The following is a 14,295-nucleotide window of genomic DNA, read 5'->3' as shown; positions in this document are numbered from 1 at the left end:
GCCACCGGAATTGGCGCCGGGCCCGTCGGCGCGGTCTTTTTTCCTGGAGGGACGGACTGTGCCAGAGCAGGATTTTGCCGTGACGACGCCCTGGGAAGAAGTGGCGGATTCCATCGAGTTCATTCCCGGTGAATACGCCGAGAGGACCCAGCCGGAATCCGTGGCGCGGGAAATGCTGCGCTGCACGGAGGCGGACATCGGCCGGCTGGTCGGTGCGGGCCTGCCGTTCGAGGAGCACGCGGGGGTGCGTCACTTCGACGCGAGCGACCTCTACAACCTCGGCATGTACGCGGGCCGCCCGGACACGCAGCCGCAGCTCGCGTTCCGGATGCTGTTCCGGTTCGCCCGGCGCCCGGTGGAGGAGCTGCTGCGCGAGAAGTCGTGGGAGTTCCGGGCCCGTCTGGAGTGCCCGGGGTGCCGCGAGGAGGCGCCGTGGCACTTCGAGGCGCCCGACGTCGCCCGCTTCGGCGGGCGCCTGTCCGGCGGGGCCGCGCCGGTGCCGGGCGGGGGCACGGCCCGCTACGAGGCCACCGTCACCACCACCGGCGCGCACACCCCGCTGCTCTCCCCCGTCCTGCGGCGCCTGACCCGCGAGTACCTCGACGCCGGCTACCGCTGGCAGATGATCCCCGTCCCCATGCAGGCCGACCACGAGCTGGTGCACGCCCTCGGCGCGACCAGCTGCATCGCGGCGAGCCTGTTCCTGGCCGAGGCCTTCCGCGCGGCCGGGTACCGGGCCCGGGCGAAGCGGGGCTGGTTCTGCGGCGTCCTCGGCGGCGCCCTCGACCTGCCGCACGCGTGCGTGGAGGTCGAGGACGACGACGGCGCGCTCAGGAGCGTCGACATCGCCAAGGCGCAGCTGGCCGCGCGGCTGTCGCCGGACACCGCCGGCTTCCAGGAGCTGTGCCTGGGGTCGGTCTACAACAAGGTGATCCCGTCCACCGCCGACGCCGGCGCGTCCTTCGGCCGTCACGGCTGCGGGTCGGGGCGGGCGGTGGTGGTGCGTGCGGACATCCGGTCGGCGCGCTGACGCCGAATTTTCCTCGAACTGCTCCGTTACTGGAAGGGCGGGTCAAAAGATGGCGGTAGGGATCGAACCGATCGTGCTGGAGCTGGAGCGGCTGGAGCAGCTGGCCGAGTCCGGCTACTACAACCCGTACACGATGTTCGACTGGCCGGAGGCGATCGAGCCCGGTGTGCCGTGGATGAGCGAGAGCCTGACCACGCTGGCGGGCACGCCGATGTGGGACGAGCTGACGCGTGAGCAGCAGATCGCGCTGACCAGGTACGAGGCGGTCAACTTCTTCAGCCTGAACATCCACGGCATCCGTGAGCTGATGAGCGATGTGGTGATGCGCATCCACGGGCGGGCCTACCGGGACGTCTCGGAGTTCCTGCACCACTTCATCGGCGAGGAGAACGAGCACATGTGGTTCTTCGCCCAGTTCTGCCTGCGCTACGGCGGCAAGCTGTACCCGGCGCAGCCGGCGCTGAAGGCCGGGGCGGTGGACCACCTGTCGCCGGTCGCCCGTGAGCTCGTCGTGTTCGCGCGGATCCTGGTCTTCGAGGAGATCGTGGACCACTACAACGCGCACATGGCCACCGACGAGTCGCTGCCGGCCATCGCGCGGGAGATCAACCGGGTGCACCACCAGGACGAGAGCCGGCACGTCGCGTTCGGCCGGATGATCTTCACGAACCTGCTGGGGCAGGTGGCCCGGCGCGATGCGGGCGAGGTGCCGGTGATCGCCCGGTACCTGGAGGACTACCTGCAGTACAGCATCGCCACCCTCTACAACCCGGCGGCCTACCGCGACGCGGGGATCCCGGACGCGCTGGGGCTGCGGCGCAGGGCGTTGGAGCACCCCGCGCGGGTGGAGGCCCACGAGCGGGTGCTGCGGCGCACGCGCCGGTTCCTGTCGAAGGCGGGCGTGGGACGGGAGGCCGTGCGGTGAGCGGGGAGGCGATGCAGGCGGTGCGGGAGTTCATCCTGGGCCGCAACCCGGAGCTGGCGGAGCTGCCGGAGGACCTGGACCTGATCGACAGCCGGGCCATCAACTCGCTGGCGTTCGTGGAGTTCATCTTCCTGCTGGAGGAGCTCACCGGCGAGGCCACCGACCCGGAGGACCTGGACCTGGACGACTTCCGCACCCTCGGCGCGCTGGAGGCGCGGTTCTTCAGGAAGGAAGCAGGGCGATGACCACAGCGGGCGAAAGCGGCCTGGGAGTGCTCGACGGAGGCCAGCTGCGGCTGCTGCGGGCCGTGGACGCGGTGTTCCTGCGCCTGGCGCGGGAGTGGGAGGCGCCGGAGTTCCGGTACCCGTTCCTGATGCGCTGCCAGGACCTGGACACCTTCGACTACTACGACAACTTCCCGCACCTGGGGCTGGCCGCGGCCCGGCTGGACCCGCAGCGCCTGAAGGAGCTGCTGGCGGCGGGGCCGCGGCCGGTGCGGCAGGTGCCCGCCGCGGTGATGGAGCCGGCCGCGTTCGCGCTGCCGTCGGCGGCGTGCTACTCGGTCTACCTCGACCTGGCGGGTTCGCGCCTGTCCGGCGACGGGGTGCTGCGCACCACCGTCGGCACGTGTTTCCGCAACGAGGACCACTACCGGGGCCTGCAGCGGCTGCTGGGCTTCTCGATGCGCGAGATCGTCTGCGTGGGGCCCGAGGACGTGGCGAAGAAGCACCTGCTGCGGGCCAGGGACGCGGTGGTGGGGCTGTGCGCGGCGCTGGGGCTTCAGGTGTCCCTGCAGGCCGCCACCGACCCGTTCTTCGACCCCGACGGGGGCAAGGCGAAGATGCAGCGGCTGTTCCCGGTGAAGGAGGAGTTCGTCGTGGAGGGCCTGGCCGTCGGCTCGGTCAACTACCACCGCAACTTCTTCGGCGAGCGGTGCGACATCCGTGCCGGCGGCGCGACCGCGCACACCAGCTGCCTGGCCTTCGGCCTGGAGCGGTGGGTGCACACCCTGACCGCCCGGTTCGGCAGCGCCGGCGCGGCCGTGGCCGCCCTTCAGGACCTGGGCTGATGCGCCGGCCGCTGGCGCAGGTCCTGGGCGTGGAGGTGGGCCTGCTGCAGTCGGGCATGGGCGGTGTGGCCGGCACCGAGCTGGCGTGCGCGGTCTCCCGGGCCGGCGCGGCGGGCTGCGCGGGCGGCTACAAGCTGGCCGGTGACGCCCTGTCGGCCCTGCTCGGGCGGCTGGTGGCCGGCACCGGCCGGCCGGTGGGGGTGAACCTGATCCCCGAGGTCGTCGGGGAACGCGACCTGGCCCGGCAGCTGGCACAGGTCCTGGAGGAGACACCCGCACGCGTCTACGTGTCCCTGTTCGGCCTGCCCGCCGGCGACGCGCTCCCCGCGCGCGCGGTGGCCGCGGGCCGGCACCTGGTCGTCCAGGTCGGCACCGTCGAGGACGGGGTGCGGGCGGCCGGGCTCGGCGCGGTGGTGGTGGCCCAGGGCACCGAGGCCGGCGGCCACCTGCTGGGCACCATGCGGCGCGACGCGCTGGTCACCGCGCTGCGCGAACGCCTGCCCGATGCCTGCCTGGTGGCCGCCGGCGGCATCGGCTCCCCCGCCCAGGCCGAACGCGCCCTGGCCGCCGGGGCCGACGGCGTGCTGCTGGGCACCGCGTTCGTCGTCGCGCACGAGTCACGCGCACACGGGCGTTTCAAGGACGCGGTGGCCGCCGCCGGCGACGGCGACACCGTGATCAGCGGCGTCTACGAGATCGGCTGGCCGGGCCGGCGCCACCGCGTGCTGGCCACCCCCGTCACCCGCGACCCCGCACAGCCCGCCACGTTCATCGGGCGCACCGTCGTCGAGGGCAGGCCCTACCTGGTACCGCGGTTCAGCTCCGCGGTCCCCACCACCGCCACCACCGGCCGGATCGAGGAGATGGCACTGTACTGCGGCCGTTCCTGCGCCGCGGTCGACGGGCCGGCACCGGCCGCCGCCGTCGTCGCCGCGTTCGCCCCCGTCCTGCCCCGCAGCGGGCCCCGGCCCGACGGCGGAGACGGCGACGGGCAGCAGCCCGGCAACGGCGACGGGCCCGGCAGCGGGGAGCAGCCCGGTGGCGGAGACGGCGGCGGGCCCGGCGGCGGGGAGCAGCCCGGCGGCGAGCCCGGGAACGGGCCCCGCGGCGGGGAACGGCCCGGGAACGAGCCCGGCAACGAACCCGGCGGCGGGCAGCAGCCCGGCAACGAACCCGGGAACGGGGAGCAGCCCGGCAGCAGGCCCGGGAACGGCCCCAGCGGCGGAGACGGCGACGGGCCCGGCGGCGGGGAACGGCCCAGCGGCGGAGACGGCGACGGGCCCGGCGGCGGGGAACGGCCCAGCGGCGGAGACGGCGACGGGCCCCGCGGCGGGGACCGGCCCAGCAGCAGGTCCCGCAGCGGGGAGCAGCCCAGTGGCGGGCCCGGCGGCGGGGAGCAGGGCGGGAACGGGCGGCGGCCCGGGAACGAGAACGCGCACGAGGACCGGCCCGGGAACGGGACCGGGAACGAGAACGAGCCCGGGAACGGGACCGAGACAAGGACGGGACGCCATGTCAGCCGGTGAGGCGCAGGACCACCACGACCTGCAGTACTACGACACGCCGCGGATCCGCACCCGTGAGGGCGTGGAGCTGTACCACGAGGTGAGCGGCGAGGGCACCGCCATCACGCTCCTCAACAACTTCTTCATCACCAGCCCGTTCTGGCGCGAGTACACCGCGGACCTCGCCCGCGACTTCCGCGTCGTCAGCTACGACCTGTGCAACCACGGCGCGTCCTCGCGCCTGGCGCAGGAACCGACCTGGGAGGAACACGCCGCGGACGTGGTCGGGCTCCTGGACGCGCTGGACATCGAGTCGACCTACCTGGTCGCCACCTCCGCCTCCACCCAGCTGGCCCGCGACGTGGCGCTGGAGTACCCGGACCGGGTCAAGGGCCTGGTCCTGGCGGGCCCGGTGCTGGGCCTGCGCGGCATGCGCCGCCACCGCCAGCTGAACCGGGCCTGGCTGCTGACGCTGCAGAACCACGGCATGACCGCCCTGTACGGCCACATGTACCCCGAGGTGATCAGCGGGGACATGAACGAGGAGTCCGGCACCCCGGGGTTCCTGGGACTGCGGGAGAGCTTCCTGGCGATGTCCACCCCCGAGGAACTCACCAACGGCCTCACCCTCGTCCAGCAGGGCGAGACCAGCCCCGAGCTGCTCTCGCGCGTCCAGGCACCGACCCTGATCGTGCTGGGCGACGACGACATCCTGCTCAGCCCCACCCGCGGCCACGAGCTCGCCGCCCTGTTCCCCGACGGACGCTGCGAGATCATGCCGAACGCCGGCCACGTACCGTTCCTCGACGACCCCGAGGGCTTCCAGACGATCGTGCGCAAGTTCGTCGAGGAAACCGACTCCCATGCCTGACACGACACTCCAGACCCGCACCCCCCACACCCGCACCAGCACCGGCACCGGCACCGGCACCGGCACCGGCACCGGCACCGGCACGGACGACACACCCGCCGCGGCCGGCACGCCCAGTGCTGGCGGCACCGACACGCCCGGCACGCCCGGCTCCCCCGCTGCGGACACCGCGGCCGGTACGGACAGCACCCCCGGCACCGGTACGGGCGGCACGCCCGGCACGCCCGGTACGGACGGTGCGCCCGGTACGGACGGTGCGGGCGGCACGGACGGCGCGGGCGGCACGGACGGCGCGGGCGGCACGCCCGGTGCTGGCGGCACCGGCACCCCCGGCACGCCCGGCTCCCCCGCTGCGAACGCCGCGGACGGCACGGACAGCACCGGCACGCCCGGTACGGACGGTGCACCCGCCGCGGACACCTCGCCCGGCACGCCCGGCACCGGTACGGGCAGCACGCCCGGTACGGACGGTGCGGACGGTACGGGCGGTGCGGCGGCTGTGGTCAGGGCGCGTATCCGCGAACTGCTGGCCGGCCTGTTCAGCGACGGGGAGTTCACCGCCGCCATCGCCGACGGCGCCTCGCTGCGCGAGGCCGGGGTGCCGTCCACCGCGCTGGTGAGCCTGCTGGTCGCGATGGAGGACGCGTTCGGCTTCGAGTGGGAGGACGACGTGCGCCCGGAGGTGCTGCGCTCCGTCGAGTCGCTGGCCGGCCACGTCGTGGCCCTGCGGAACTGACGGGCCCGCGGTGACGGCCGTGCCGGACGTACCGGATGTACCGGACGTCCCCGCGGGCGTCACCGGGGCCTGGGCCCGGTTCTGCCCGGTGCCCTGGCCCCACGGGCCGGCCCAGCAGCACGCCGCGGGCCGGCACGCGGCCGCCGCGGCCCTGCACGCGGCCGGGGCCGGGCCCCGCGCACACCACGTGCCCCGCGGCCCCGGCGGCCGGCCGCTCTTCCCGCCCGGCTACCCCGGGTCCATCTCCCACACCGACCGCCTGGCGGTCGCCGTCGTGGTCCCCGGCGCCCGCGCGGTCGGCACCGACCTCGAGAACGCGGCCATCGCCCCCCGCGTGGCCGGCTTCGTCCTCGCCGGGCCCGAACGCCACCGGCTGCTCGAACCCGCCGGCCCGTACACCCCGCGCGAGCTGTTCGCCGCCAAGGAGGCGGCCTTCAAGGCCATGCACACCACCGGAGCGCCCGAGGGCCTCCTGTTCTGGCAGATCCGGCTCGCCCGGCACGCCGGCACCCTGACCGCCTCGCACCACGGGCGCCGGGTACCGGTGTGGGTCCGCTCCACGGCGGACCTCTCGTTCGCCGTGGCGGTACGGCGCTGAACCCCACGGCCCACCTCGTCCTCCCCGGCCCGGCCGGCGAAGGAACAGCGCAGGAGAAGAGGGGGAAAACCCGCAATGAACCGCACCATCCTGGACGTCGTCGACGGCTTGTTCCGCCACCAGCTGCAGGTGACCGAACTCAACCCCGACGTACCGCTCGTGAACTACGGCCTCGACTCCGTGCGCTCCATCACGCTGGTCGTCGACATGGAGTCCGAGTTCGGCGTGCAGATCTCCGACGAACAGGCCGCCGCGATGCACACCCTGCGCGACGTCGCCGACCAGGTCGGCGCCAGCCTGGCCGCCCGCACCGCACACGACGGGCAGCCCTCATGAACACCGACGACGCCTTCGCCCGCCACACCCGCCCCGAATTCGCCCGCCTCTTCCGTGCCCTGCGCCTGGACGCGGTCTACCAGAGCGGCCACGGCGACCACCTCACCCTGCGCCCCCCACTCCCCGACACCACCGACACGGACACCGGGGCCGACACAGCCGGCACGGACACCACGGCCGACACGGACACCGGGGCCGACACGGCCGACACGGCCGGCACGGACACCACGGCCGGCACCGCGGGCACCGTCGGCACTGCGGCCGGCACGGACACCACGGCCAACGCCGGCACCACGGGCGCGCCGGACACCGTCGGCACGGACACCACGGCCGATGCCGGCACCGCCGGCACCGCGGCTGCCACGGCCGGCACGGACACCCCCAGCGCGAGCACCGCGGCCGGCACCGGCACCCCCAGCGCGAGCACCGCGGCCGACGCGCACACCACGGCCGGCACCGGCACCGCGGCCACACCGGACACCCCCGCAGGCACCGCGGGCACCGTCGGCACCACGGCCGGCACGGCCGCCACGGGCGCGCCGGACACCGTCGGCACGGACACCACGGCCGACGCCGGCACCCCCGGCACCGCGGCCACCACGGCTGACGCGGACACCCCCGACGCGGGCACCGCCGGCACCACCGGCACCGCGGGCACACCGGACACCCCCGGCACCCCCACCACAGCCACCGCGGCCGCCGCGGCCGCCGCGGCCGCCGCGGCCGGTGGGGAGCGGGTGCTGGACCTGGTCGGCGGCGCGGGCGCGTCACTGTTCGGGCACAACCACCCCCACCTGCTGGCGGTGGCCCGGCGCTGCCTCGACGAACAGGTCCCCTTCAACGCCCAGGCCAGCATCCGCCCCGCCGCGGCCGAACTGGCCCAGCGGCTCTCCCGGGCCGTCGGCGCCACCACCGGCGCCTCCTACGTCGTCACCCTCGGCAGCACCGGCGCCGACGCGGTGGAAGCCGCCGTCAAACACGCCACCGTCGAACACCGCCGCCGCCTGGGCGCCCTCCAGGAAGACCTCGAACAGGCCCTGCGCCGGGTACGGCGCGACAACCTCGCCGACGTCCCCTGCGCCGGCGGCCCCGCCACCGGACGCCCCTGCGCCGAAGTCCTCACCGAAGCCCTCCAACGCTGCGAGGCCGTACGCGACGCCGAACCCCTGTTCGTCTCCCTGCGCGGCGCCTTCCACGGCAAGACCGCCGGCGCCGGCCCCCTCACCCACGGCGGCAACGTCCCCGCCGACCTCCACGTCCCCGGACCACGCCACCACCGCCTGGACGACTGGACACCCCACGCCGTGCGGACCGCCCTGGACGGCGAACGCGTCACCATCCACCCCGTCACCATCGACGCGGCCGGCGTCCCGCACTCCACCACACGCCACCTCTCCCCGCTCGCCGCCTGCTTCGCCGAACCCCTCCAGGGCGAATCCGGCGTCCACGAAGTCCCCGCCGCCACCCTCGCCGCCCTGCGCCACCTCGCCGACCACCACGACGCCGCCCTGGTCTTCGACGAGATCCAGTGCGGCATGTCCCGCACCGGCACCTTCCTCGCCTCCCAGGACAGCGGCGTCAACGCCGACTACTACCTGTTCTCCAAATCCCTCGGCGGCGGCCTCGCCAAAATCTCCGCCCTCCTCGTCACCGAGGACCGCTACGTCCCCCAGTTCGGCCGCCACCACACCTCCACCTTCGCCGACGACGACTTCTCCGCCCGCATCGCCACCGCCGCCCTCGACCTGGCCCTGTCCTGGCGCGAACGCATCACCAAAACCGGCCTCCTCCTACGCGAACGCCTCGATGAGGCCGCCGCCCGCTGGCCCCGCGCCATCGCCGAAGTCCGCGGACGCGGCCTGCTCCAAGGCGTCGAGTTCCACCTCCCCCGGCCCGCCTCCGGCCTGCTGCGCGAAGTCTTCGACACCGAATCACTCGGCTACCTGATCGCCGGACGCCTCCTGCACACCCACCGCATCCGCGTCATCCCCACCCTGTCCGCCCCCACCACCGTGCGCGTCCAGCCCTCCGCCCTACTCGAGGCCGACGACATCGAACGCATCGGCACCGCCTTCGAAGACGTCGCCGCCCTCCTCACCCACGGCGACTACGCCACCCTCCTGGACCACCTCACCACACCGCCCACCGGCCCCTGGCAGCCACCCCGCCACATCCCCCGCCCCCGCACCACCCGCCCCGCACCACCCCCGCACCACCCCGGCGACACCCCCCGCGTCGCCTTCCTCGCCAACCTCGACATCCCCGCCGAACTCCCCTCCCTCGCCCCCGAACTCGCCCCCTGGACCACCCCCCAGTGCGAAGCCGCCCTGGAACGCATGCACGGCGAACTCGACCCCTTCGAAGTCACCCGCCACCACATCACCTCCCCCACCGGCACCCGCACCGAAGTCATCATGATCGCCGCCCCGTTCACCGCCGCCCAGGCCACCACCGCCCTACGCGCCGGCCACGGCAACTGGCTGCGCCACACCGTCCTGGAAGCCGTCGAACTCGCCCGCTCCCTCGGCGCCCGCGCCATCGGCCTGGGCGGCCACACCTCCATCGTCACCGACGCCGCCCGCGCCGTCGTCGAGGACACCATCAAAATCACCTCCGGCAACTCACTGACCGCCGCCTGCGCCCACGACCTGATCCGCCGCCACCTCACCACCCAAGCCCCCGGCACCCGCCACGCCGGCCTCGTCGGCGGCATCGGCAACATCGGCGCCGTCATGGCCGAACTCACCGCCCCGCACTGCGACTCCCTCCTCCTCGTCGGCCGCCCCGGCTCCGCCAGGCGCCTGCACACCCTCGCCAAACGCCTCGACCACCTCACCGACATCCGCATCAGCGAAAACCTCGACGCCCTCACCCACTGCCCCACCATCATCACCGCCACCAACTCCGCCGACCCCGTCCTCCTCCCCCACCACCTCCCCACCCGCCCCGACGTCCTCGTCTGCGACCTCGCCGTCCCCGGCGACGCCCACCCCGACCTCGCCACCACACCCGGCGTCACCCTCGTCAACGGCGGACGCATCCAACTCCCCGACCACCAGCAACCCCACTTCCCCGGCATCACCCTGCCCCCCGGAATCCTCTACTCCTGCATGGCCGAAACCATCCTCCTCGGCCTCGAACCCCACACCCCCAGCCCCTCCTACGGCGCCCTCACCCCCCACGGCGTCCACGCCGCCCGCGACCTCGCCGCCCGCCACCACTTCCACCCCGCCCGCACCACCGCCCACACCCTCACCGTCCAACCCTGGACACCGCACACGAACACCACCCACCACCCCCGATAACCCCCGCCCGCACCACCGCCCACACCCTCACCGTCCAACCCTGGACCGCGCAGACGAACACCACCGCCACCACCAAGGAGCGCCCCCGATGACCCGCCCGCACCCCCGCCACCCCACCATCCTCCACGCCCTGCTCGCCGCCGCCGAACAAGGCCACCACGCACCCACCGTCACCCTCGCCCACGACACCACCCACCAGGAAACCCTGCGCCACGACACCCTCCTGGACGCCGCCGCCCGCACCGCCGCCGCCCTCGCCGAACACGGCATACGCCCCGGCGACCGCGTCGTCCTGTGCCTGCCCACCGCAGCACCCTTCCCCACCGCCTTCCTCGGCACCCAACTCCTCGGCGCCACCCCCACCGCCATCGCCGTCCCCGCCCGCCTCGGAGGCGCCGCAGGCTTCGAAAGCCAACTCAAAGACCTCCTCGACTACCTACGCCCCGCCGCCCTCATCACCACCCCCACCGTCATCACCGCCCTGCCCCACCTCACCGACACCCACCTCACCGACACCCGCCTCATCAACGCCGACACCCTCCACACCCGCGCCCTCGACCCCACCGCCCCCACCCACCCCCTCAACCCGCCCCACCCCGACACCCTCGCCCTCATCCAATGCACCTCCGGCTCCACCGGCACCCCCAAAGGCGTCCAGATCACCCACGCCAACCTCGCCGCCAACTGCGAACAGTTCACCACCGCCCTGCACTGGACCCCCCACGACACCACCGTCAGCTGGGCCCCCCTCTACCACGACATGGGCCTGATCACCGGACTCATGTGCCCCCTCTACGCCGGCGCCGACACCGTCCTCATGCCCCCCACCCGCTTCCTACGCGCACCCACCGAATGGCTCCACCACATCACCACCCACCACGGCACCATCGCCGCCGCCCCCAACTTCGCCTACGGCTACCTCACCACCCGCGTCAACGACAACGACCTGAACGGCATCGACCTCTCCACCTGGCGCATCGCCCTGTGCGGCGCCGAACCCGTCAAACCCGCCACCATCAAACCCTTCATCGAACGCTTCACCCGCTGGGGCCTACCCCCCAACGCCTTCACCCCCGCCTACGGCATGGCCGAAGCCACCCTCGTCATCACCACCACCCACCCCGACACCCCCCTCACCCACGACTCCATCAACCGCCACACCGCCGCCACCCACCACACCGCCACCGACACCGACCCCAACAGCCCCGACGCCCTCCACATCGTCGACTGCGGCCCACCCCTCACCAACACCCGCATCCGCATCACCGACACCCACAACCAACCCCTCCCCGACAACCACATCGGCCACATCCAATTCCAAAGCCCCTCCCGAACCACCGGCTACCACAACCTCCCCCACGAAACCCGAAACGCCACCACCCCCGACGGCTGGTGGAAAACCGGCGACATCGGCTACCTCCGCAACGGCAACCTCCGCATCACCGGCCGCGCCAAAGACCTCATCATCATCCGCGGCGCCAACTACTACCCCACCGACATCGAACACGCCGCCGAAACCGTCCCCGGCATCCGCCCCGGCGCCGTCATCGCCCTCGCCCACCAACCCGACCACACCGACACCGAAGAACTCCACCTCATCGCCGAAACCGAACTCCACCCCACCCACCACCACACCCTCCGCCAAGCCATCCACGCCGCCATCACCACCCACACCGGCATCCACACCACCACCATCCACCTCGTCCCCAAACGCGCCATCCCCAAGACCACCAGCGGCAAACTCCAACGCACCAAAGCCCGCGAACTCTTCCTCCACACCACCCCACCCACCACCCCACCCACCACGGCCACCACCACCCCAGCCACCTAACACCCACCACCCACACCACAGACGAGACCACCACCCGCCACCGCACCACCCCGGCCGCACCCGCGCCCCGGCCCGCCACCGCCCACGCCCCGGCGGTACCGGCCCGGGGCGCCCGCACACCACCCCAACACACCACCACCCCGCCGCCCCGCAGACAGGACACCCCCATGCCCACCGCCGACACCCCGCCCGCGCACTCCCCCGCCACCGCGACCGGGCCCGCCCGGGACGGAAAGCTCTCCGCCGGCCTGACCACCCCCAAGATCGTCTTCCTGGTCGTCGCGGCCGCCGCCCCCCTGGCCGCCATGGTCTGCACCGTGCCCCTGGCCTTCGCCCTCGGCAACGGACCCGCCGTCCCCGCCATGTTCGTCCTCGCCGGCCTCACCCTGACCTGCTTCTGCACCGGCTACGCCGCGATCAGCCGCCACATCGTCAACGCCGGGGGCTTCTACACCTACATCGCCCACGGCCTGGGCCGCCCGCCCGCCGTCGCCGCCGGCCTGCTCGCCGTCCTGTCCTACAACGCCGCCGCCGCCGGACTACTCGGCTCCTTCGCCTACTTCGCCCACCTCACCGCCGCCTCCCACGGCATCGACCTGCCCTGGCAGGCCTGGGCCGTGGCCGGAGCCGCAGCCGTCGCCACCCTCGGCTACCGCCAGATCGACCTCAGTGCACGCGTCCTCGCCATCGCCATCACCTGCGAAACCGGCATCCTCCTGCTCCTGTCCGCCGCCATCCTGGCCCGCCACCACAGCTCCGCCCTGCCCGCCACCGCCTTCACACCCCACACCCTCACCGCCCCCGGCACCGGCGTCACCACCATGTTCGCGTTCATCTCCTTCATCGGCATCGAATCCGCCGCCCTCTACAGCGAAGAAGCCCGCACCCCCCAACACAGCGTCCCGCGCGCCACCTACCTCTCCGTCTGCCTCATCGCCCTCTTCTACGGCTTCACCAGCTGGACCGCCCTCGGCGCCCTGGGCCCCGACAACGCCCGCACCACCGCCGCCGGCCAACTCGGCGACCTCTTCTTCCACCTCAGCGACGACTACCTCACCACCACCCTCACCACTCTCATGCAGATCCTGCTCTGCCTCAGCCTCTTCGCCGGCTGGCTCGCCCTGCACAACGCCGCCAACCGCTACATGCACGTCCTGGGCCGCGAACACCTCCTGCCCCGCGCCCTGGGACACACCCACCGCCGCCACAACTCCCCCCACCGCGCCAGCCTCACCCAAAGCGCCTTCACCCTCCTGACCGCCACCGTCTTCACCGCCGCCGGACTCGACCCCTACCTCGGCCTGACCACCAGCATGCTCGGCCTGGGCACCCTGGGCATCATCGTCCTCCAGGCCGGCGCCTGCCTCGCCGTCATCGGCTACTTCCGCCACCACCCCGAACGCCACTGGTGGCGCACCGCCCTCGCCCCCGCCCTCGCCCTCACCGGCCTCACCACCGCCACCACCCTCGTCGTCCTCAACTTCGACACCATGACCGGCACCCACAACCCCGTCGTCACCACCCTGCCCTGGCTCATCCTCGCCATCACCCTCCTCGGCCCCGCCTACGCCCTGTGGCTACGCACCACCCACCCCCACCGCTACACCCGCCTCACCCACCCCACCACCACTGCACCGGACACCAACGCCGCGGACACCACCGGCACCAGGCCACGCACCACCGCCGAGCCGGAGGCCACAGCAGTGGACGCCACCACCCGTACAGCGATCGGAAACTGACTGTCCGCCAGCCATCGGCGGCGCGCCGGGCCCGACCGGCAGCCACCCGCGCCCGGGTGGCGCAGCGGGGGGTGCAGAAGCGTTGCGGCGTGCGGCGGCCAGTGTCGATGCAGAAGCGGTCGCAGCCGGATGCGGCGCAGCGCCCCCAGGCGCCGCATCGGATGCCCACCACACCGGAGACCGCCGCGCCGGGCCTGCTCTGCCGACGCCGCCAACGCCGCCACCGCCCGTACGACTACGGAAAACTGACTTTCCGAGCGTGTCAGAAAGTTCGTGTAAGTCCGTGATCTGGAAGGCTGGTCTGGGCCCGGTTGAGGGCTCTGACCGGCCGGAACGGACAAGACATGGGC

The 14,295-nt window shown here is 73.3% G+C and carries 12 protein-coding genes and 1 pseudogene; 12 read left to right on the top strand and 1 reads right to left on the bottom strand.

Annotated features, from left to right (window positions below):
- Positions 1-172 precede the first annotated feature (172 nt).
- From ACFC1F_RS38855 to ACFC1F_RS38800, 12 genes are all read left to right on the top strand, one after another.
- Positions 173-1,030, top strand: a complete 858-nt coding sequence (locus tag ACFC1F_RS38855; RefSeq protein WP_376165823.1) for a hypothetical protein — start codon at positions 173-175, stop codon at positions 1,028-1,030.
- A 49-nt stretch (positions 1,031-1,079) separates the two neighbouring features.
- Positions 1,080-1,955 carry a diiron oxygenase gene (locus ACFC1F_RS38850; protein ID WP_376165820.1) on the top strand — a complete coding sequence of 292 codons (876 nt, stop codon included), beginning with the start codon at positions 1,080-1,082 and terminating at the stop codon, positions 1,953-1,955.
- The gene (locus ACFC1F_RS38845) at positions 1,952-2,200 is read left to right on the top strand and encodes an acyl carrier protein (RefSeq protein WP_307853501.1); all 249 of its coding nucleotides are present in this window, start codon (positions 1,952-1,954) and stop codon (positions 2,198-2,200) included. Before ACFC1F_RS38850 ends, ACFC1F_RS38845 begins: the two co-directional genes overlap by 4 nt.
- Positions 2,197-3,024, top strand: a complete 828-nt coding sequence (locus tag ACFC1F_RS38840; protein WP_376165817.1) for a hypothetical protein — start codon at positions 2,197-2,199, stop codon at positions 3,022-3,024. The genes ACFC1F_RS38845 and ACFC1F_RS38840 overlap by 4 nt, the downstream gene beginning before the upstream one ends.
- A complete protein-coding gene (locus ACFC1F_RS38835) occupies positions 3,024-4,550 on the top strand; it encodes an NAD(P)H-dependent flavin oxidoreductase (protein ID WP_376165814.1) in 1,527 nt (508 codons plus the stop codon). Before ACFC1F_RS38840 ends, ACFC1F_RS38835 begins: the two co-directional genes overlap by 1 nt.
- Positions 4,537-5,400, top strand: coding sequence for an alpha/beta fold hydrolase (locus ACFC1F_RS38830; protein WP_209416999.1), 864 nt, complete (start codon positions 4,537-4,539; stop codon positions 5,398-5,400). Before ACFC1F_RS38835 ends, ACFC1F_RS38830 begins: the two co-directional genes overlap by 14 nt.
- Positions 5,393-6,136: a hypothetical protein gene (locus ACFC1F_RS38825; protein ID WP_376165810.1), complete on the top strand. Its 744-nt coding sequence runs from the start codon at positions 5,393-5,395 to the stop codon at positions 6,134-6,136. Before ACFC1F_RS38830 ends, ACFC1F_RS38825 begins: the two co-directional genes overlap by 8 nt.
- 19 nt (positions 6,137-6,155) lie before the next feature.
- Positions 6,156-6,734, top strand: coding sequence for a hypothetical protein (locus ACFC1F_RS38820; RefSeq protein WP_376165807.1), 579 nt, complete (start codon positions 6,156-6,158; stop codon positions 6,732-6,734).
- 75 nt (positions 6,735-6,809) lie between these two features.
- Positions 6,810-7,070, top strand: a complete 261-nt coding sequence (locus ACFC1F_RS38815; RefSeq protein WP_376165804.1) for an acyl carrier protein — start codon at positions 6,810-6,812, stop codon at positions 7,068-7,070.
- The gene (locus ACFC1F_RS38810; RefSeq protein ID WP_376165801.1) at positions 7,067-10,375 is read left to right on the top strand and encodes an aminotransferase class III-fold pyridoxal phosphate-dependent enzyme; all 3,309 of its coding nucleotides are present in this window, start codon (positions 7,067-7,069) and stop codon (positions 10,373-10,375) included. The genes ACFC1F_RS38815 and ACFC1F_RS38810 overlap by 4 nt, the downstream gene beginning before the upstream one ends.
- Positions 10,376-10,463: 88 nt before the next feature.
- Positions 10,464-12,206 carry an AMP-binding protein gene (locus tag ACFC1F_RS38805; RefSeq protein WP_376165798.1) on the top strand — a complete coding sequence of 581 codons (1,743 nt, stop codon included), beginning with the start codon at positions 10,464-10,466 and terminating at the stop codon, positions 12,204-12,206.
- A 167-nt stretch (positions 12,207-12,373) separates the two neighbouring features.
- A complete protein-coding gene (locus ACFC1F_RS38800) occupies positions 12,374-13,945 on the top strand; it encodes an APC family permease (RefSeq protein WP_376165795.1) in 1,572 nt (523 codons plus the stop codon).
- A gap of 34 nt (positions 13,946-13,979) precedes the next feature.
- Here ACFC1F_RS38800 and ACFC1F_RS38795 read toward each other — a convergent pair.
- Positions 13,980-14,114, bottom strand: a pseudogene (locus tag ACFC1F_RS38795) (CGNR zinc finger domain-containing protein); the annotation flags it as partial.
- Positions 14,115-14,295 lie beyond the last annotated feature (181 nt).

Source organism: Kitasatospora sp. NPDC056181, from assembly GCF_042266225.1.
Lineage (GTDB): Bacteria > Actinomycetota > Actinomycetes > Streptomycetales > Streptomycetaceae > Kitasatospora.
Note: the sequence above shows the minus strand (reverse complement) of the source record. Positions and strands in the feature narration are given on the sequence as shown.